The following is a 16,815-nucleotide window of genomic DNA, read 5'->3' on the forward strand; positions in this document are numbered from 1 at the left end:
ACGGCGCAGGGGCACGGCGAGGGCACGAGACGGGATGTGCGGCGCCGTCACTGCTGGAGGGTGGTCGAATGACCGACGACGACACGCGCGACGGGCTGCCCAGGTTCATCTACGGCGAGTACACGGGCGAGATGCCCCTGCCGCCGCGGCCCGAGAGTGACGACGAGGACGCGCCCGCCGGGCCGATGGACCGGCGGACGAAGATGCTCGTCGCCGGCGGCGGGGTCGCGCTGCTGTTCATCATCGGGCTGGTCGTCGCGGCGCTGAGCACCGGCGGGCCGGACGTCACGCCGGCCGCGGCCAACCCCGAGTCCACCGCGGCTAGCTCGGCCTCGGTGCCGCCGTCGCCGACCGGGGAGCAGGAGGCCGCCCCGACCACGTCCTGGCCGATGGCCCCGACCGACGGCGTGCCGATCAGCAACACCACGACCAAGGCGACGAAGACGGCCACCGCGACGACCAAGCCGCCGGCGACCCAGACGACCAAGCCGACCACGAAGCCGACCAAGGGTAATCCGACCTTCCCGCCGAGGCCGACAATCCCGGGTCACCAATGACCGAACAACCCGGCTCAGCGGAGGACGGGTTAGACGGGCGGACCCACGGTTTTCCGGCGCCGCCGCCGGACGGGCCGTCGCGGCGAACCATGGCCCTGCTCGCCGGTGGCGGGCTGGCGATCGTGCTCGTTGTCGGCATCGCGTTCGTGGCGCTGAGCACGGGCGGCGGCGACCGGAGCACACGCCCGGCCGCGGTGCCGAACACCCCGCAGCCGGTGGTGCCGGAGGAGACCGTGGCGACGCTCGTGCCGCCGGCGACCGCGGTGCTGCGGACCACGGCGTCGGCGCGCCCCTCGGCCACGAAGACCGCGACGGCGAAGCCCTCGGGCTCCCCCTCGAACACCGGCCCGCGGGTGCTCACCGTGTCGGTGACGGCCGACCCGGACCAGTTCACCAGCTGCCGCGGGATGATGCTCACCCGGATCACCGTGCGCATGACGCTGAGCCAGCCGGGACTCCCGGTGCGATACACCATCAACGAGTCGACGACCGTGCGCAGGACGGCGTCGGGCACCTCGTTCAGCGAGACGACGCAGGCCACCGTCGGCTCCTCCCGGGGCGAGCACGAGGTGCGCATCGCCGTGTCGCAGCCGAGCCCGGCGAGCGCGACGACCAGCATCGAGGTCGACTGCGGAAGATGAATGTTCGTGAATCCCGCACGATTGGTTACGATCGATTCACCCAACGTGACGGGATCGATCGGTCATGCATGTCGGAGGGCTCGACGGACGCCGGCTGCTCGTGCACTGCTCGGCGAACCAGGCCCTGCGCTGCGCCCCGATCGCCCGGCGGCCGCACGCGGGGCTGGTGATCTCGCCGCACCGGCATGACGAGCGCGGCCTGCTCGCCACCGCCGCGTACCTGCTGCGCCAGCGGGGCTTCGACGCACCGCTGCTGCTGGACGCGGCCCGCTACGCCGGGGCGAACCGGCTGCCGGCCAGCGCGCCGTTCAACCCGCGCTGGCTTCGGCGGCAGCGGGAACTGGGGCTGCCGGTGCTCACCGACTCCGGATACGTCGGCGGCGGCGACGAGCCCGGCCTGGTCAGCATCCTGCGCCGGGCCATGGCGATCCCGGGGGCGATCGCGGTACTGCCGCTGCACCCGGCCTGGCTGCGCGACCGCCTGCACCTGACCGCGCTCACCAACCACGTCCGCGACGCCGGTGTGCCCGTCGCGCTGGTGCTGGAGGCCCGTGGCGACCCGTTCGGGCTGCCGGGATGCGTGCCGGGGCTGCTGGAGGTGCTCGGCTGCGGCGTGCCGACCGTACTGCTGCGCTCCGATCTCTCCTCGCTCGGCGCACTGTGCCACGGCGCGGCCGCGGCGGCGGTCGGCACGGTCGGCGCGTTGCGGCACCTCGCACCCCGCGAGGCCGAGGGTGGCCGGCCGCCGCCGGGGCCGCGCCCGCCGTCGACGATCTTCAGACCCACGATGTCGTACCGCCGGATCAGCGCGATCCAGCGCGGCCGGCGCGCCCGCCCGGACCGACGGCTCTGGGCCTGCGACTGCCCGGTCTGCGCGGGCCGGGATCTGGACTGGATGGCGGGCCTGGGCGAACGGGAGCGCGAGGTGCCCGCCTTCGAGCACGCCGCCGCCGTGCTGTTCGGGCTGCGCGACGAGCTGCTCGGCGAGGACCTGCCGCTGCACCGGGCCGCGCGCAGCTGGGCGGCGCGCTGTGTCGATGCCGCGTATCGCGAGCGCGAGCTGGGCTGGCCGGTCACCCCGATGCTGCGCCGCTGGCAGGAGGCGTCCCCCGCGCGGACCGACCTGCCGCTGGCGAGCTGAACGGCCTGACCGGCTTCACGAAGCGCGGCGGGACCGGGCCGGCTCACCGGCGAAGGCGACCTCGACGGCGAAGGCGACCTCGACGGCGCGGGCCGCGCGGGCACCGGACGGCCCGCGCGGCCCGCGCGGGCACCGGACGGCCGAAATCCGGTGCCGTGGCCCCGGCCGGCCGCTAGGCTGCCGTACTCGTGTACGCGACCCTGTTCGTCCTGGGCTTCCGGCGATGGTCGGCGTACCGCGCCGCGGCGCTCGGCGGCGCCTTCACCAACTGCGTCTTCGGGCTGATCCGCTCGGCGGTCATGGCCGCGGTCGTCGCCGGCGCCGGCGGCGCGCTCGCGGGGTACGACGCGACGACGTCGGCCACGTACGTGTGGCTGGGCCAGGCCCTCATCGGCCCCGTCCAGCTGTTCACATGGACCGAACTTGCGCAGCGCATCCGCACCGGCGACATCGCGATCGACCTGGCCCGCCCGGCCGATCCGCTGCTGTCCTACCTCGCCGCGGACCTCGGCCGGGCCGCGTTCTCGCTGCTGCCGCGGGGCCTGCCGCCGATGGCCGTCGGGCTGCTGGCGACGGGGCTGGCCCTGCCGCACGCCGTGGCGCCGTACGCGCTCGGGCTGGCCAGCGTCGTGCTGGCCGCCGCGCTGTCGTTCGCGTGCCGGTGGCTGGTCAACCTCAGCGCGTTCTGGCTGCTGGACCTGCGCGGGCCGATGACGCTGTACCTGGTGCTCAGCGGTGTCCTGTGTGGACTCGTGGTGCCGGTGCACTGGTTCCCGGGCTGGCTGGCCGCGCTCGCCGCCGCGACGCCGTTCCCGTCGATGCTGCAGGCGCCCATCGACGTGCTGATGGGACGGGCGGGGGCACAGGCGGTACTGCTGCAGCTGCTGTGGCTGATCGGCCTGCTCGCGCTCGGGCGGGCCGGGTTCGCCCTCGGCGCGCGAAAGCTGGTGGTCCAGGGTGGCTGAGCCGTATCTGGTGCTGGCGCGCCTGCACATGCGGGCGCAGACCGTCTATCGCGGCTCGTTCGCCATCGAGCTGCTGGCGAGCGTGGGCGCCACGGTCAGCGGCGTGTGCGAGCTGTACGTCGTGTTCGCCAACGTGCCGGCGCTGGGCGGGCTGACGTTGCGTGCGGGGCTGCTCGTCTTCGCGCTCGGGCACGTGTCGATGAGTCTGGCCGACCTGTTCTTCGGCCACCTCGACGCGCTGCCGGCGTATCTGCGCACCGGCACGCTCGACGCGTTCCTGCTGCGCCCGCTGCCGGTCCTGCCACAGCTCATCACCGCGGAGCTGTCGCTGCGCCGGCTCGGGCGGACCGCCGCCGGCGCGGTCATCGCGGCGGTGCTGCTCGCCCGGCTCGGCATCCACTGGAGCGCGGCGAACGCGGCGCTGCTCGCGCTCACGGTGCTCTCGGGCGCGGCCATATTCGCGGCGCTGTTCACCCTCGCGGCGGCGGTGCAGTTCCGGCTCGTCGACGGCGCCGACATCACCTCGTCGTTCGTCTACGGTGGACAGTACGCGGCGCAGTTCCCGGCGACCGTCTACCCGGACCCGCTGCGGGTGCTGTTCACGTTCGTGGTGCCGACGGCGTTCGTCGCGTATCTGCCGGCGCTCACCCTGCTGCGGCTGCCGGTGCCGGACGGGCTTCCGCAGTGGATCGGCTGGTGCTCGCCGGCGGCCGCGGCGGCGCTGTGGGTCGTGGCACTGCTGGGCTGGCGATCGGGCCTGCGGCGTTACAGGGGGGCGGGGTCATGATCATCGAGGTCGAGGGCCTGCGGCGGAGCTTCGGCAAGGTCGTCGCCGTCGACGGGCTCACGTTCGGCATCCAGCGGGGCGCGGCGGTCGGGTACATCGGGGCGAACGGCGCCGGCAAGTCCACCACCATCAAGATGCTGACCGGCATCCTGCGCCCCACGGCCGGCCGCGTGCGCACGTGCGGCCTGGAGCCGATGCGCCAGCGCCGCCGCCTGGCCCGGCGCATCGGCGTGGTCTTCGGCCAGCGCAGCCAGCTGTGGTGGGACCTGCCGCTGCGCGACTCGTACCGCGCGCTGGGCGCGATCCACCGCCTCGATCACCGCCCGCGCCTGGCCGAGCTGGCCGAGCGCCTGGACCTGACGTCCTTTCTGGACACTCCCGTCCGCCAGCTCTCCCTGGGCCAGCGCATCCGCGGCGAGGTCGCGGCGGCGCTGCTGCACGCGCCGGAGCTGCTGATCCTCGACGAGCCGACGATCGGCCTGGACGTGCTGAGCAAGGAGCGGCTGCGGGCGTTCCTGCTGGAGCAGCGGGCCGCGGCCGGCACGAGCCTGCTGCTGGCCACGCACGACATGGGCGACGTACGCCGCCTGACCGACCGCCTCCTGGTCGTCGACCACGGCCGCCTCGCCTTCGACGGCACCCTCGACGGCCTGGCCCGCGAGGTCGGCGCCGAGCGCATCCTGGTGCTCGACCTGACCGAGCAGGCCCCGCCCCTGGACGCGGTCCCCGGCACGCGGCTGGTCGGCGTGGAGGGGGGCGGCCTGCGCCAGCGCCTGTCGTTCGCGCCGGGCACGACGACGGTGGCGGCCATCCTGGCGTCGGTCGCGCCCACCGCCGGCGTGCACGACCTGACCATCGAGGAGCCCGACATCGAGGCGGTGGTGCGCCGGCTGTACTCCCAAGACCTCCAGACCCGCCAGAATGCCGTTCGAAAACCGGCTCCGGGCTAGTAGCGTCGGAAGCGTGACGATGCACGGCTCGGATGTCCTGCGCGCGGTGTCCCTGGTGCGGACGGCGTTCGCCGACGTCGCCGACGACGGCTGGGACCGCCCGGCCGGCACCCTGTCCTGGACCTGCTGGGAGACGATGGAGCACACGGCGGACGACCTGTTCGCCTACGCGGGCCAGATCGCCGCCGAGGACAGCCCCCGGGACTCCTACGTGCCGTTCGTCTACCGCGCGCTGCGCGAGGGCGGCCCGCCGAACACCATTTTCGTCGAGCGCAAGGGCGGCACCCTGGCCCTGCTGCGCGCCCTGGAGGCCTGCGGCGCGATGCTGGCCGGCGTGGTGGACGCGGCCCCGCCGGCCCGCCGCGGCTGGCACCCGTACGGCGTCAGTGACCCCGAGGGCTTCGCCGCCATGGGCGTGGTCGAGGTCCTGGTCCACGCCTGGGACGTCGCCGACACCGTGGAGCGGCCCTGGAACCCGCCGGCGCAGCTGTGCCGGGCGGTCCTGGACCGCCTCTTCCCCGGCGTGCCCGATCGCCTCCCGGCGCACGACGACCCGTGGCAGGTCCTGCTGTGGGCGACCGGCCGCATCGAGCTGCCCGGCCACGCGACGCCCACGACGTGGCGCTGGGACGGCCGCCCCCTCGCCGAACGCGGCTGACGCGGCTCCCGGCGCGGCTACTCGCGGGCCCGGAACGCCTGGCGGTAGGCCGACGGGGACGTACGCATCGCGTTGGTGAAGTGGTGACGGAACGTCACCGCGGTGTCGAAGCCCACCGCCGCCGCGATCCGCTCGATCGGCGTGTCGGTCGTCTCAAGCAGGGCCAGGCTGGCCTGGATGCGCTGGTGCAGGACCCAGCGGATCGGGCTGGTGCCCGTCGCCCGGGTGAAGTGGCGAAGGTACGTGCGCGGCGACATGTGCGCCTGGTGGGCCAGCACGGGCAGGCTCAGCGGGTCGCGCAGGTGGGCCAGGGCCCAGGCCAGGCTCGCGGCGATCCGGTCGTCGGTCCCGCCGGACGCGGGCATCGGGGACTCGATGAACTGGGCCTGGCCGCCGTCGCGGTGGGGCTGGACCACCAGGCGGCGGGCCACCGCGTTGGCGACCGCGGCACCGTGGTCGGTGCGGATCAGGTGCAGGCACAGGTCGATGCCCGCCGCGCTGCCGGCGCTCGTCCACACGTCGCCCTCGGCCAGGTAGAGCACCCGCGGGTCCAGGTCGACGTGCGGGAAGCGGGCGCGGAAGACCTCGGCGTAGCGCCAGTGGGTGGTGGCCCGGCGGCCGTCGAGCAGCCCGGCGGCGGCCAGGGCGAAGGCGCCGGAGCAGATGGACAGCACGCGCGCGCCCCGGGCGTGAGCCGACCGCAGGGCGTCGAGGACCGGCGGGGGCGGGTCGGCGTGGACGCTCTGCACGCCGGGGACGATGACCGTGTCGGCGGCGGCCAGCTCCGCCAGGCCGGCCGGGGCGGTGAGCGTCGCGCCGCCGAGGACCGGGACCGGGTCCGGCGTCGGGGCGCAGATCGTCAGGGTGTACCACGGGACGTCCAGCTCGGGGCGGGCCAGCCCGAAGACCTCGGTGACGATGCCGCTCTCGAACAGGGACATGCCGTCGAAGGCCAGGACCGCGACGTGCATGGCGAGATGTTAGCGAACAGCGGCGATTTCGCCACTGTCATGCGGTACCGTATCCGGCTCATGCTGCACGGCATGACGAACGCGATCGAGCACTTCACCGCCCGCCTCACCTTCGAAACCGATGTCAGCGACGTGCACGCCGCCCTCAGCGCCGGTGCCGGCGGCCTCGTCGTGGTCGACTCGCGCGGGGCGCGGGCCTGGGCGCAGGGGCACCTCCCGGGCGCGCTGCACCTGCCGACCGCGGACATCGCGCACCGTGCCGCACAGCTGGTCCCCGCGGGCGCGGACGTGGTGACGTACTGCTGGGGCCCCGGCTGCAACGGCGCGACCCGGGCCGCGCTGGAGTTCGCGAAGCTCGGCTACCGGGTGCGCGAGATGCTCGGCGGGTTCGAGTACTGGGTGCGCGAGGGCCTGGAGTTCGAGACGCCGGCCGGCCCGCAGCGCCGCCCCGCCGACGAGCTCACCGCCCCGCGGTGGACGGTCTCATGCGACTGCTAAGAGCGTCTTGCCGATCGCGGTGCGCTGCTCGATCCCGCGGTGCGCGGCGGGGGCCTCGTCGAGCTGGTACACCTGCCCGATCAGCGGCGTGAAGCGCCGCTCGGCCACGGCGGCCAGCGCCCGGCCGAGGTAGGCGCGGTGCCGCTCGGGCCGCAGCTGGACGTCCGCGATCCCGGTCGCGGTGATCCCGCGGGCGCGGGCGCGGTCCGGCTCGGCGACGAAGCCGCCGCCGGGCGCGCCGTGGCCGGAGAACCGGCCGCCGGGCTTGACCAGCTCGAACGCCGCCCGGCCGTAGTCGCCGCCGGCGCCGTCGAAGACCGCGTCGACCGGCTCGACGGCATCGGCCCAGCCGGGCCGCGAATAGTCCACGACCTCATCGGCGCCGAGCGCCCGCAGGCGCTGCAGCTTGGCCTCGCCCCGGGCCGCGGCCACCACCGTCGCACCCTGCGCCCGGGCCAGCTGGACCAGGATCGCGCCCAGGCCGCCGGCGGCCGCGGTGACCAGGACCCGGTCGCCGGCGCGGACGGGGACGACGTCGAGCAGCGCCAGGGCGGTGACGCCGTCGTGCAGGACGGCCGCGGCGGCGAGGTCCTCGACGGTGTCGGGGATCGGCACCAGCCCCTCGGCGGCGGCGAGGGCCCGGGTCGCGTATCCGCCGCCGGCGTGCCCGGTGCGGGCGAGCACCCGCCGGCCGATCCACTGTGGAGCGACGCCGCTGCCCACCGTGAACACCGTGCCGGCGACGCCGACGCCGGGGCGGTAGGGCGGCTCGACCGGGAAGTGCGCGCCCCCGGTGCCCGCGCGCACCATCGTCTCCAGCCACAGGGTGTCGGCGACCGTCACGTCGAGGAGCACCTGGCCGGGGCCGGGGAACGGGTCCGGGGCATCGACGGGGACGAGCACCTCGGGTCCACCGAAGCGGGCCACCTCTATCGCGCGCATGAAACCACCCTCGAACCTCAAGCATGGTTCATGTCAAGGCGGGTAACGCGGCGCCGTGGGCACGACACGAACCGAGACCGACGTGACGCTGCGCGTCAACGGCGAAGAGCACAAGCTACGACTGGACAACCGCACGACACTGCTGGACACGCTGCGCGAGCACCTGGACCTGCCGGGGGCGAAGAAGGGCTGCGACCAGGGCCAATGCGGCGCCTGCACGGTACTGCTGGACGGCCGCCGGGTGGTGAGCTGCCTGCTGCTGGCCTGCTCGGTGGAGGGCTCGGCGGTGACGACGGTGGAGGGCCTCAGCGCCGGGGACGGACTGCACCCGATGCAGGAGGCGTTCATCGACTTCGACGCGATGCAGTGCGGCTTCTGCACGCCGGGCCAGATCTGCTCGGCGGTCGGGCTCACCCCGCAGGAGACGGCGTCGCCGGCGGCGGTGCGGGAGGCGATGAGCGGCAACATCTGCCGCTGCGGCGCCTACGTGCACATCGCCGCGGCCGTCTACGAGGTGGCGGCGGCGTCATGAAACCATTTGGCTACGAACGGGCCGCCGACGCCGAGGGGGCGCTCGCGACCATGGCCCGGCCCGGCACCGAGTACCTGGCCGGCGGCACGAACCTCGTCGACCTCATGAAGCTCGGCGTGGCGACGCCGGAGGTCCTGGTGGACCTCGGTGGCCTGCCGTACCGCGACATCGAGGAGCCGCCCGGCGGCGGGCTATACATCGGGGCGCTGGTGTCCAACACCGACCTGGCCGTGCACCCGGCGGTCGAGGCGGCGTACCCGGCCGTGTCGCAGGCCGTGCTGGCCGGCGCGTCCGGGCAGTTGCGCAACCGCGCCACGGTCGCCGGCAACCTGCTGCAGCGCACGCGGTGCCGGTACTTCCAGGACCTCACGAAGGCGTGCGCCAAGCGGGTGCCGGGCACCGGCTGCGCGGCCCGCGACGGCGAGCATCACGATCTGGCGATCCTGGGCGCCTCGCCGCAGTGCATCGCCACCAACCCGTCCGACCTGGCGGTGGCGCTGTCCATCATGGACGCCTCGGTGCAGTACCTGGGCCCGCACGGCCCAGCCGCGATCAGCGTCCACGACTTCTTCCGCCGCCCCGGCGACCGGCCGGACCGGGACACCAACCTGCCGCACGGGGCGCTCATCACCGCGGTCGCGCTGCCGGAGCTGCCGATCGCGGCCGCCTCCAGGTACCGCAAGGTCCGCGACCGGGCGTCGTTCGCGTTCGCGGCCGGCTCGGTCGCGGCCGCACTCGACGTGCGCGACGGGGTCGTGCACGACGTGCGGCTCGCCTGGGGCGCGGTCGCGCACCTGCCGTGGCGGTGCTGGGCGGCGGAGCGGGCCCTGCGCGGCGCGCCGGCCACCGCCGAGAGCTACGCGCGGGCCGCCGAGGCCGAGCTCGCCGGGGCGCGGCCGCTGCGCGACAACGCGTACAAGGTGCCGCTGCTGCGCAACCTGACCGTCGAGGTGCTGCTGGAGATGACGCCATGACGATGCTGCAGCCGACGACCCGTGCCGGCGCGGCCCAGCCGCGGCTGGAGGCGCGGGAGAAGGTGACCGGGCAGGCCCGCTACGCCGCGGACCGCCACTTCCCCGGAACTGTCTACGCCTGGCCGGTCCACGCGGCGTTCGCCCGCGGCCGGGTGTCCACGGTGGACACCTCGGCCGCGCTCGCCGTCGACGGCGTCCTCGGGGTGCTGTGGCACGCCAACGCGCCCCGGCTGGCTCGCGGCGGCGACCCGGCCCTGCTGGTCCTGCAGTCGCCGGAGGTCGCCTACTACGGCCAGGTCGTGGCGCTCGTGGTGGCCACGGCGCTGGAGCGGGCCCGGGAGGGCGCGGACCTGGTGGACGTACGGGCGGAGGTGTCCGCATCGGACACCGTGCTGCGCGACGGGCATCCCGGCCTCTACGAGCCCGCGGTCGTCAACGCCGGCTACCCCGGGCGGGTCGACACCGGCGACTTCGACACCGGGTTCGCCGCCGCCGAGGTGCGCGTCGACGCGACGTACCGCACGCCGACCGAACATCACAACGCGATGGAGCCGCACGCGACGACGGCGTTGTGGGAGGGCGGCGGGCTCGTCGTGTTCGACGCGACCCAGGCCTCCTCCGACGTGCAGGACACGCTCGCCGCCCTCTTCGAGCTGCCACCGCAGCTGGTCCGGGTGCACAACGAGCACGTGGGCGGGGGCTTCGGGGCCAAGGGGGCGCCGAAGCCCAACGCGGTGCTGGCCGCGATGGCCGCCCGGGTCGTCGGCCGGCCGGTCACGCTGGCGCTGAGCCGGCCGGCGACGTTCGCGCTGGCCGGGTATCGCACTCCGAGCATCCAGCGCGTCCGCCTCGGCGCCGACGCCGACGGCCGGCTGATGGCGCTCGGGCACGAGTCGATCACCCAGACGTCGCGGCTGGTCGAGTACACCGAGCAGTGCGCCGTGGTGAGCCGCGTGATGTACCGCCCGCCGAACCTGACCACCAGCCACCGCGTGGTCGCCCTCGACGTGCCGCCGCCGACCTGGATGCGCGGGCCCGGCGAGTGCCCGGGCTCGTTCGCGCTGGAGTCGGCGATCGACGAGCTGGCGGTGGCCGGGCACTGGGATCCGGTACAGCTGCGCATCGACAACGACGCCACCCACGACGCGGAGGGTCTGCCCTTCAGCAGCCGCCACCTCGTCGAGTGCCTGCGCACCGGCGCGGAGCACTTCGGCTGGGCCGGGCGCGACCCCCGCCCGGCAGCCCGCCGCGAGGGCCGGTGGCTGCTGGGCACCGGCGTCGCCGCGGCCACGTTCCCGGCGATCACCTTCCCGTCGACGGCGACCGCGCGGGCCTTGGCCGACGGCCGCTTCGAGGTCGCCGTCAACGCCGCCGACATCGGCACCGGCGCCCGCACGGTGATGCGCCAGATCGCCGCGGACGCGCTCGGTGTCGCCGAGGACCGCGTCGAGATCACGGTCGGCGACAGCGCGATCGGCCCGGCGCCGGTCGCGGGCGGCTCGATGGGCACGTCGTCGTGGGGCTGGGCGGTCACCAAGGCGTGCCGGCTGCTGCGCGAGCGGATCGAGGAGGTCCACGGCGGCCGGGTCCCGCCCGAGGGCGTGGGCGTGCGCGCCGACACCACCGCCGACGTGGCCGCCCGCGAGGCGTACGCCCGGCACGCGTTCGGGGCTCAGTTCTGCGCGCTGCGCGCCGATCCGGCCACCGGCGAGGTGCGCATCGACCGGCTGCTGGGCGTCTTCGCGGCCGGCCGCATCATCAACCCGACGACGGCCCGCTCACAGCTGCTGGGCGGGATGACGATGGGCGCGTCGATGGCGCTGCTGGAGCAGACGGTGCTCGACCCGCGTACCGGCGACTTCGTGACGTCGGACCTGGCCTCGTACCACGTGGCGGTCAACGCCGACATCCCGCGCGCCGACGTCGAGTTCGTGCCCGAGACCGACGAGCGCCTCAACCCCATGGGGTCGAAGGGCATCGGCGAGATCGGGATCGTGGGCGCGGCGGCGGCGGTGGCGAACGCGGTGTTCCACGCGACGGGCATCCGCGTGCGGAGCCTGCCCGTCACGCCCGCCGTGCTGCTGTCCGCCGCGCGGGAATGAGCTGCTACGGGGCGAGGCGCGCGAGGGCCTCGACGGGCGGGATCACGTAGTAGGCGCCGGTAACCGGGGCGGTGTAGCGGGTCAGGGCGTCGCGGACGCCGTCGCCCACGCCGGCCATGCGGCGCAGCATCTCGGCGAGCGGATACTGCTGCGCGCAGAAGCCGACGAACATCGTGCCGTGCTCGCGCACCGAGCCGTAGGCGGTGTTGCGGCGGAAGATCTTCAGCTCCTCGCCGTCCTTCTCGATGACCGTGCGCGCCACGTGTGACGTCGGCGGCTTGTGCGCGTCGTCGAGCTCGACCGAGTCGGCCTTGGTCCGGCCGATGACGGCCTCCTGCTCGGCGACGCTGAGCACCTCGAACGCGCCGGAGTCGTGGCGCCACTGCTGGATCAGCGCCACGCAGCAGCCGGCGGCCGGGCCCTCGGCGACCGCGGCGACGGTCGGGGCCAGGCTGCGCGGCGGGTTCTCGGTGCCGTCGATGAAGCCGGTCAGGTCGCGGTCGTGGTGGTACACCCAGCCGGAGACCTCGCTCGCGCAGATCGCGACCGGGTCGAGCACGGCGAGCGCGGCCCGGGTGTAGTCGAACAGCGCGGTGCGGTCGGCGCCGGACAGCCACAGCCACGCGTCGTGCTGCGTCGCCGGCATGGTGAACCCGTCGGGGCCGGCCACCGGCTCGGTGAAGTCGGTGGCGACGACCGGTTCCCACAGCGACGGGCGGACGCCGACGACGACGTTGATCGCGCCGGCGGCGGGCATCGGCTCGCCGACGGCGGTCAGGGCCGCGAACAGCTCCCGCGCGTCGACGCCCGGGCGCCGGTCGAACTCGAGATACGCGTGCTCGGCCAGGGCCGCCGCGAAGATGCCCGGCTGCGGGGTCGGTGCCATGCGCCCGATCGTAGCGAGTCCGGGATCCGCAGGACATTTGTCACCGCGAAGCCGATACGGACGCATCTGCCCGCGGCCGGCCCGCGAACCTACCGTCACGTCCATGAACGCCGTCGAACTTCAGAACCTGTCGTACGCGTACGGCAGCCTGCGGGCCGTCGAGGACGTCACGCTCACCGTCGAGGCCGGCGAGGTCGTCGCGGTCCTCGGGCCCAACGGGGCCGGCAAGTCCACGACGCTGCTCATGCTGCTGGGGCTGCTACCGCCGCGCACCGGCACCGTTCGGCTCTTCGGGGACAGCCCGCGGACGGCCGTGGCGGCGGGCCGGGTCGCGGCGATGCCGCAGGCGGGCGGGCTGCTGCCCCGCTCAACCGTCGGTGATCTGCTGCGGTTTCTCCACGAGGTGTACCCGCACCCGATGCCCGTCGCCGAGGCGCTCGGGCTCGCCGACCTCACCGGCCTGGCGGGGCGGACCGTCGAGCGGCTCTCCGGCGGCCAGGCCCAGCGGCTGCGCTTCGCGATGGCGCTCGTCGGCCGGCCCGACCTGCTGATCCTCGACGAACCCACGGCGGCGCTGGACGTCGAGTCCCGCCGCGCGTTCTGGGCCGCGATGCGCCGCTACGCGGACCAGGGCCGCACGGTCCTGTTCTCCACGCACTACCTGCAGGAGGCGGACGCCAACGCCGACCGCATCGTGGTCCTCGACCGCGGGCGGGTCATCGCCGACGGCACCGCGGCCGAGGTGAAGCGGCGGGTCGGCGTGCGCACCGTGAGCGTGGCGGCCCAGGAGCACGACTATTCGGTACTTCCCGGGGTCGCCGCCGTCGAGCACCTGCCCGAGCGGGTGGTCATGACCAGCACCGACTCCGACGCCACCGTGCTGGCGCTCGCCGCCGCCGGCCTGCTGCGCGACCTCGAGGTCGCCGGGGCCGGCCTCGAGGAGGCGTACCTCACCCTGACCCGGCTCACGAACAGCGAGGCCTGACATGCTGCCCTACGTCCGCCTGGAGCTGCGCCGGCTCGCCCGCACGCCCGGCCTGCTCATCTTCGCCGTGGTCATGCCGCTGCTGAGCTACCTGCTCTTCACCAACCTCAACACCATCACCGGGCAGGACAAGGGGACCGCCGCGACGTACACGATGGTCTCCATGGCCGGCTACGGCGCGATCGGCGCCCTGCTCAACTACGCCTCCGGCCTGGTCGTGGACCGCTCCATCGGCTGGCTGCGCCAGCTGCGGCTGACCCCGCTGCCGCCGGTCAAGGTGGTGCTGGGCAAGGGCCTGGCCGCGATGGCGGCGGCGCTGCTGCCCGTCCTGGCGCTGTGCGGCGCCGCGGTGCTCGTCAACGGCGTGCAGCTGCGGGCCGGGCAGTGGCTGGCGATCCTGCCGCTGCTGTGGCTGGGCTCGCTGCCGTTCGCACTGCTCGGCATCGGGATGGGGTACCTCGCCACGGCACAGACGGCGCAGCCGCTGAACTTCCTGGTGTACTTCGGGCTGTCGATCGCCGGCGGCCTGTGGCTGCCGCTGGACGTCATGCCGGACTGGCTCGCCTCGGCAGGGCGGCTGCTGCCGACCCACGCCTACGCCGACATGTCCTGGCGGGTCGCGTTCGGCGGTGCCCCGAGCGTCACCGACGTCGTGACGCTCGCCGGGTGGATGGCCGCGTTCGCGGGCCTGGCGGTGCTGGGGTTCCGCCGCAGCGTGCGCAGCGTCGCGGTGCTGTGACATGGTGAACGCCGTGAAGCGCCGGCCGCGCCCGACGATCCCGGGGCTCATCTGGGTCGCGGTCTGGACGTTCCCGCTCGCCGAGCCGCTGGGCGCGCTCACGTCGCCGGTCGGGGCCGTCGGGCTCGGGCTGTTCGAGGTGGTCTACGTGTACACCGCCGCCCTGGGCTTCGAGTCGGGCCGGCTCACGCGGCGCCACCATGTCCTCGTCGCGTGCGTGGCCGCGCTCGGCGCCGGACTGGCCGGTGTCTACGGCCGGCACTGGCTCGTGCTGATGCTGTTCGTCGCGTGCGCCGGCATGGCGGTGTACGCCGGCCAGGAGCGCCCGGTCATCGCGCTCCGCGTGCTCCTGGCGGCGCTGGCCACCACGGCCGTCATCGGGTTCGCGCACGCGGTCCCGTGGTGGCAGGCCGCAGCGGTCATGGCCGGCACCACCCTGTCGTCGCTGCTCGTCGGCGCGGTCCGCCAGCACGGCCGGCTCATCGGCGAACTGCAGCGCACCCGGGAGGCGCTGGCCGAGGCCGCCGTCGCCGAGGAGCGGCTGCGCTTCTCCCGCGACCTGCACGACCTGCTCGGCCACACCCTGTCGGTCATCGTCGTCAAGGCCGAGGTGGTGCGCCGCATCGCCGAGCGCGACCCGGCCGCGGCCGCCGCTCAGGCCGCCGACATCGAGCAGGTCGGCCGGCGCGCCCTGGTCGAGATCCGCGAGGCGGTCACCGGCTACCGCGAGACCGGCCTGACGGCCGAGCTCACGCGCGCGAAGGGCGCGCTGGCCGCGGCCGGCATCGCCGCCGGCGTGCTGCGCACCGCTGACCCGCTGCCCGACGCCGCCGACCGGCTGCTGGCCTGGGTCGTGCGCGAGGCGACGACCAACGTGATCCGCCACAGCGGGGCGGCCCGCTGCGACATCGCCGTCGGCCTGAGCGACGGGGCGGCGGTCCTGCGGGTCACCGACGACGGGGACCTCGCACCGTCGGCGGCGCCCCCGCCGGGCAACGGCCTGCGCGGGCTGGCCGAGCGCCTGCGCACGGCCGGCGGCACCCTGCAGACGGGGGCCCGGCCGGAGGGCGGCTTCGCGCTGACTGCGAGGCTGCCCATATGACGATCCGGGTGCTGCTCGCCGAGGACCAGGGCATGATGCGCGGCGCGCTGGCGCTGCTGCTCGACCTCGAGCCCGACATCGAGGTCGTGGCCCAGGTGGGCAGCGGCGACGCGGTGGTGCCCGCGGCCCTGCAGGCGCGGCCCGACGTGGCACTGCTCGACATCGAGATGCCGGGCGGCGACGGCATCGCCGCCACCGCCGAACTGCGCCGGCGGCTGCCCGGGTGCCGGGTGCTGATCCTCACGACGTTCGGGCGGCCCGGGTACCTGCGGCGGGCCATGCAGGCGGGCGCGAGCGGCTTCCTGGTCAAGGACGGGCCAGTAGAGTCCCTGGCCGCGGCCGTGCGCCGGGTGCTCGCCGGCGAGCGGGTCCTCGACCCCGACCTCGCCGCCGCCGCGCTGGCCGCCCGGCCCGACCCGCTGACCGATCGCGAGCGCGAGGTGCTGCGGGAGGCGGCCGACGGCTCGACGGTCGCCGACATCGCGGCGCGGCTGCACCTGTCGGAGAGCACGGTGCGCAACTACCTGTCGGCGGCGATCACGAAGACCGGCACCCGCAACCGGATCGAGGCGATCGGCGTCGCCCAGTCCAACGGCTGGCTCCCCTAAAGTTGAGTCAGGGTGACTCAGGTCACGTCCGGGAGGGGAACGGGCTGGGCACCTCTCCGGTTGTACGACTTGAGCGACACGGGCTCAACCTTGGAGGGGACTACATCATGTTGCTGCGCACCGCTCCGTTCCGGACCTTCGATGCGTTCGACCAGCTCTTCAACACCGCGGGCACCCGCACGACGGCGCCGCTGGACGCCTACCGCGACGGGGACACCTTCTTCGTCGAGATCGACCTGCCCGGCGTGGACCCGGCCACCATCGACGCCACCGTCGACCGCAACGTGCTCACGGTGCGCGCCGAGCGCACCCGCACCGATCGTGAAGGCGTCCGCCGCGTCATCGCCGAGCGCCCGACCGGCACCGTCACCCGCCGCCTGGTCCTGGGCGACACCCTGGACACCGAGGGCCTGCAGGCCAGCTACGACGCCGGCGTGCTCACGCTGAGCATCCCAGTGACCGAGAAGGCCCGTCCGCGCAAGATCGAGATCAGCACGGCGCAGCACGAGCTCGCCGCCGCGCGGTAAACGCCCGGCCGAATCCACCGGTGGCGCCCCGAAAAGCGCCTGACGAGGACTGATCCGCGATCGCGTTCCGGCCGCGGCCCCGTGCGGGCCGCGGCCGTCGCGTTTCCGCGCCCATTCGAAATCGATCGGCGTCGCCACAGCCGGTCATTCTCGATGCGCCCGCGGTGATCGTCCGGCGCATTTGCCCGGCGGCGAAAGGCGACCGGACCGATCGGCAATGGGGCACTGTGCCCCGGCAATGGAAAGCGGG

19 protein-coding genes are annotated in these 16,815 nt (G+C 74.5%); 16 read left to right on the top strand and 3 right to left on the bottom strand.

Annotated elements, in window-relative coordinates:
- Positions 1-68: 68 nt before the first annotated feature.
- The 7 genes from ACQPY0_RS46595 (at position 69) to ACQPY0_RS46625 (ending at position 5,699) form a co-directional block, all read left to right on the top strand.
- Positions 69-557 (top strand): hypothetical protein, encoded by a 489-nt coding sequence (locus tag ACQPY0_RS46595; protein ID WP_432976127.1) that lies wholly within the window; start codon positions 69-71, stop codon positions 555-557.
- 89 nt (positions 558-646) lie between these two features.
- Positions 647-1,198 carry a hypothetical protein gene (locus ACQPY0_RS46600; RefSeq protein ID WP_432976130.1) on the top strand — a complete coding sequence of 184 codons (552 nt, stop codon included), beginning with the start codon at positions 647-649 and terminating at the stop codon, positions 1,196-1,198.
- A 64-nt stretch (positions 1,199-1,262) separates the two neighbouring features.
- Entirely contained in the window at positions 1,263-2,339 is a 1,077-nt protein-coding gene (locus ACQPY0_RS46605; RefSeq protein ID WP_432976133.1) for a hypothetical protein, read from the top strand.
- A 188-nt stretch (positions 2,340-2,527) separates the two neighbouring features.
- Positions 2,528-3,304 (top strand): ABC transporter permease, encoded by a 777-nt coding sequence (locus ACQPY0_RS46610; RefSeq protein ID WP_432976136.1) that lies wholly within the window; start codon positions 2,528-2,530, stop codon positions 3,302-3,304.
- Complete coding sequence (locus tag ACQPY0_RS46615; RefSeq protein ID WP_432976139.1) at positions 3,297-4,091, top strand: ABC transporter permease; 795 nt, start codon at positions 3,297-3,299, stop codon at positions 4,089-4,091. Before ACQPY0_RS46610 ends, ACQPY0_RS46615 begins: the two co-directional genes overlap by 8 nt.
- Positions 4,088-5,041, top strand: coding sequence for an ABC transporter ATP-binding protein (locus tag ACQPY0_RS46620; RefSeq protein ID WP_432976142.1), 954 nt, complete (start codon positions 4,088-4,090; stop codon positions 5,039-5,041). The genes ACQPY0_RS46615 and ACQPY0_RS46620 overlap by 4 nt, the downstream gene beginning before the upstream one ends.
- Before the next feature lie 19 nt (positions 5,042-5,060).
- Complete coding sequence (locus tag ACQPY0_RS46625; protein WP_432995667.1) at positions 5,061-5,699, top strand: maleylpyruvate isomerase N-terminal domain-containing protein; 639 nt, start codon at positions 5,061-5,063, stop codon at positions 5,697-5,699.
- Between the two features lie 17 nt (positions 5,700-5,716).
- Here ACQPY0_RS46625 and ACQPY0_RS46630 read toward each other — a convergent pair whose 3' ends face one another.
- A complete protein-coding gene (locus ACQPY0_RS46630) occupies positions 5,717-6,670 on the bottom strand; it encodes a helix-turn-helix domain-containing protein (RefSeq protein ID WP_432976145.1) in 954 nt (317 codons plus the stop codon).
- A 72-nt stretch (positions 6,671-6,742) separates the two neighbouring features.
- Between ACQPY0_RS46630 and ACQPY0_RS46635 the strand changes: the two genes are divergently transcribed.
- Positions 6,743-7,168: a rhodanese-like domain-containing protein gene (locus ACQPY0_RS46635; RefSeq protein ID WP_432976148.1), complete on the top strand. Its 426-nt coding sequence runs from the start codon at positions 6,743-6,745 to the stop codon at positions 7,166-7,168.
- On the opposite strand, the gene ACQPY0_RS46640 is transcribed toward ACQPY0_RS46635, so the two are convergent.
- Entirely contained in the window at positions 7,154-8,110 is a 957-nt protein-coding gene (locus tag ACQPY0_RS46640) for a zinc-binding dehydrogenase (RefSeq protein ID WP_432976151.1), read from the bottom strand. The genes ACQPY0_RS46635 and ACQPY0_RS46640 overlap by 15 nt on opposite strands.
- Before the next feature lie 55 nt (positions 8,111-8,165).
- Here ACQPY0_RS46640 and ACQPY0_RS46645 point away from each other — a divergent pair, with 55 nt between their 5' ends.
- From ACQPY0_RS46645 to ACQPY0_RS46655, 3 genes are read left to right on the top strand one after another with little or no spacing between them, the layout of a single operon-like run.
- A complete protein-coding gene (locus ACQPY0_RS46645; protein ID WP_432976154.1) occupies positions 8,166-8,642 on the top strand; it encodes a (2Fe-2S)-binding protein in 477 nt (158 codons plus the stop codon).
- Positions 8,639-9,616, top strand: coding sequence for an FAD binding domain-containing protein (locus tag ACQPY0_RS46650; protein ID WP_432976157.1), 978 nt, complete (start codon positions 8,639-8,641; stop codon positions 9,614-9,616). The genes ACQPY0_RS46645 and ACQPY0_RS46650 overlap by 4 nt, the downstream gene beginning before the upstream one ends.
- On the top strand, positions 9,613-11,718 hold the full coding sequence (locus ACQPY0_RS46655) for a xanthine dehydrogenase family protein molybdopterin-binding subunit (protein WP_432976160.1): 2,106 nt from the start codon (positions 9,613-9,615) through the stop codon (positions 11,716-11,718). The genes ACQPY0_RS46650 and ACQPY0_RS46655 overlap by 4 nt, the downstream gene beginning before the upstream one ends.
- 4 nt (positions 11,719-11,722) lie before the next feature.
- Here the strand turns inward: ACQPY0_RS46655 and ACQPY0_RS46660 are convergent, their stop codons facing one another.
- Positions 11,723-12,604, bottom strand: coding sequence for a Dyp-type peroxidase (locus ACQPY0_RS46660; RefSeq protein WP_432976163.1), 882 nt, complete (start codon positions 12,602-12,604; stop codon positions 11,723-11,725).
- Positions 12,605-12,707: 103 nt separating this feature from the next.
- Here ACQPY0_RS46660 and ACQPY0_RS46665 point away from each other — a divergent pair, with 103 nt between their 5' ends.
- The 5 genes from ACQPY0_RS46665 to ACQPY0_RS46685 all read left to right on the top strand — a co-directional run bounded on the left by ACQPY0_RS46665 (position 12,708) and on the right by ACQPY0_RS46685 (position 16,565).
- Positions 12,708-13,589, top strand: coding sequence for an ABC transporter ATP-binding protein (locus tag ACQPY0_RS46665; RefSeq protein WP_432976166.1), 882 nt, complete (start codon positions 12,708-12,710; stop codon positions 13,587-13,589).
- A 1-nt stretch (position 13,590) separates the two neighbouring features.
- On the top strand, positions 13,591-14,328 hold the full coding sequence (locus ACQPY0_RS46670) for an ABC transporter permease (RefSeq protein ID WP_432976169.1): 738 nt from the start codon (positions 13,591-13,593) through the stop codon (positions 14,326-14,328).
- Between the two features lies 1 nt (position 14,329).
- Positions 14,330-15,430: a sensor histidine kinase gene (locus ACQPY0_RS46675; RefSeq protein ID WP_432976172.1), complete on the top strand. Its 1,101-nt coding sequence runs from the start codon at positions 14,330-14,332 to the stop codon at positions 15,428-15,430.
- Positions 15,427-16,038, top strand: coding sequence for a response regulator transcription factor (locus ACQPY0_RS46680; protein ID WP_432976175.1), 612 nt, complete (start codon positions 15,427-15,429; stop codon positions 16,036-16,038). Before ACQPY0_RS46675 ends, ACQPY0_RS46680 begins: the two co-directional genes overlap by 4 nt.
- A 107-nt stretch (positions 16,039-16,145) precedes the next feature.
- Positions 16,146-16,565 (top strand): Hsp20/alpha crystallin family protein, encoded by a 420-nt coding sequence (locus ACQPY0_RS46685; protein WP_432976178.1) that lies wholly within the window; start codon positions 16,146-16,148, stop codon positions 16,563-16,565.
- The last annotated feature ends 250 nt before the right edge of the window (positions 16,566-16,815 follow it).

It is taken from the genome of Dactylosporangium sp. CA-233914 (genome assembly GCF_050942935.1).
Lineage (GTDB): Bacteria > Actinomycetota > Actinomycetes > Mycobacteriales > Micromonosporaceae > Dactylosporangium.

Bases quoted from the DNA above. Each gene is read 5' to 3' on its own strand.
- ACQPY0_RS46595 (WP_432976127.1), top strand. From the start codon at position 69: ATGACCGACGACGACACGCGCGACGGGCTGCCCAGGTTCATCTACGGC.
- ACQPY0_RS46600 (WP_432976130.1), top strand. From the start codon at position 647: ATGGCCCTGCTCGCCGGTGGCGGGCTGGCGATCGTGCTCGTTGTCGGC.
- ACQPY0_RS46605 (WP_432976133.1), top strand. From the start codon at position 1,263: ATGCATGTCGGAGGGCTCGACGGACGCCGGCTGCTCGTGCACTGCTCG.
- ACQPY0_RS46620 (WP_432976142.1), top strand. From the start codon at position 4,088: ATGATCATCGAGGTCGAGGGCCTGCGGCGGAGCTTCGGCAAGGTCGTC.
- ACQPY0_RS46625 (WP_432995667.1), top strand. From the start codon at position 5,061: ATGCACGGCTCGGATGTCCTGCGCGCGGTGTCCCTGGTGCGGACGGCG.
- ACQPY0_RS46630 (WP_432976145.1), bottom strand. From the start codon at position 6,670: ATGCACGTCGCGGTCCTGGCCTTCGACGGCATGTCCCTGTTCGAGAGC.
- ACQPY0_RS46635 (WP_432976148.1), top strand. From the start codon at position 6,743: ATGACGAACGCGATCGAGCACTTCACCGCCCGCCTCACCTTCGAAACC.
- ACQPY0_RS46640 (WP_432976151.1), bottom strand. From the start codon at position 8,110: ATGCGCGCGATAGAGGTGGCCCGCTTCGGTGGACCCGAGGTGCTCGTC.
- ACQPY0_RS46650 (WP_432976157.1), top strand. From the start codon at position 8,639: ATGAAACCATTTGGCTACGAACGGGCCGCCGACGCCGAGGGGGCGCTC.
- ACQPY0_RS46655 (WP_432976160.1), top strand. From the start codon at position 9,613: ATGACGATGCTGCAGCCGACGACCCGTGCCGGCGCGGCCCAGCCGCGG.
- ACQPY0_RS46660 (WP_432976163.1), bottom strand. From the start codon at position 12,604: ATGGCACCGACCCCGCAGCCGGGCATCTTCGCGGCGGCCCTGGCCGAG.
- ACQPY0_RS46665 (WP_432976166.1), top strand. From the start codon at position 12,708: ATGAACGCCGTCGAACTTCAGAACCTGTCGTACGCGTACGGCAGCCTG.
- ACQPY0_RS46670 (WP_432976169.1), top strand. From the start codon at position 13,591: ATGCTGCCCTACGTCCGCCTGGAGCTGCGCCGGCTCGCCCGCACGCCC.
- ACQPY0_RS46675 (WP_432976172.1), top strand. From the start codon at position 14,330: ATGGTGAACGCCGTGAAGCGCCGGCCGCGCCCGACGATCCCGGGGCTC.
- ACQPY0_RS46680 (WP_432976175.1), top strand. From the start codon at position 15,427: ATGACGATCCGGGTGCTGCTCGCCGAGGACCAGGGCATGATGCGCGGC.
- ACQPY0_RS46685 (WP_432976178.1), top strand. From the start codon at position 16,146: ATGTTGCTGCGCACCGCTCCGTTCCGGACCTTCGATGCGTTCGACCAG.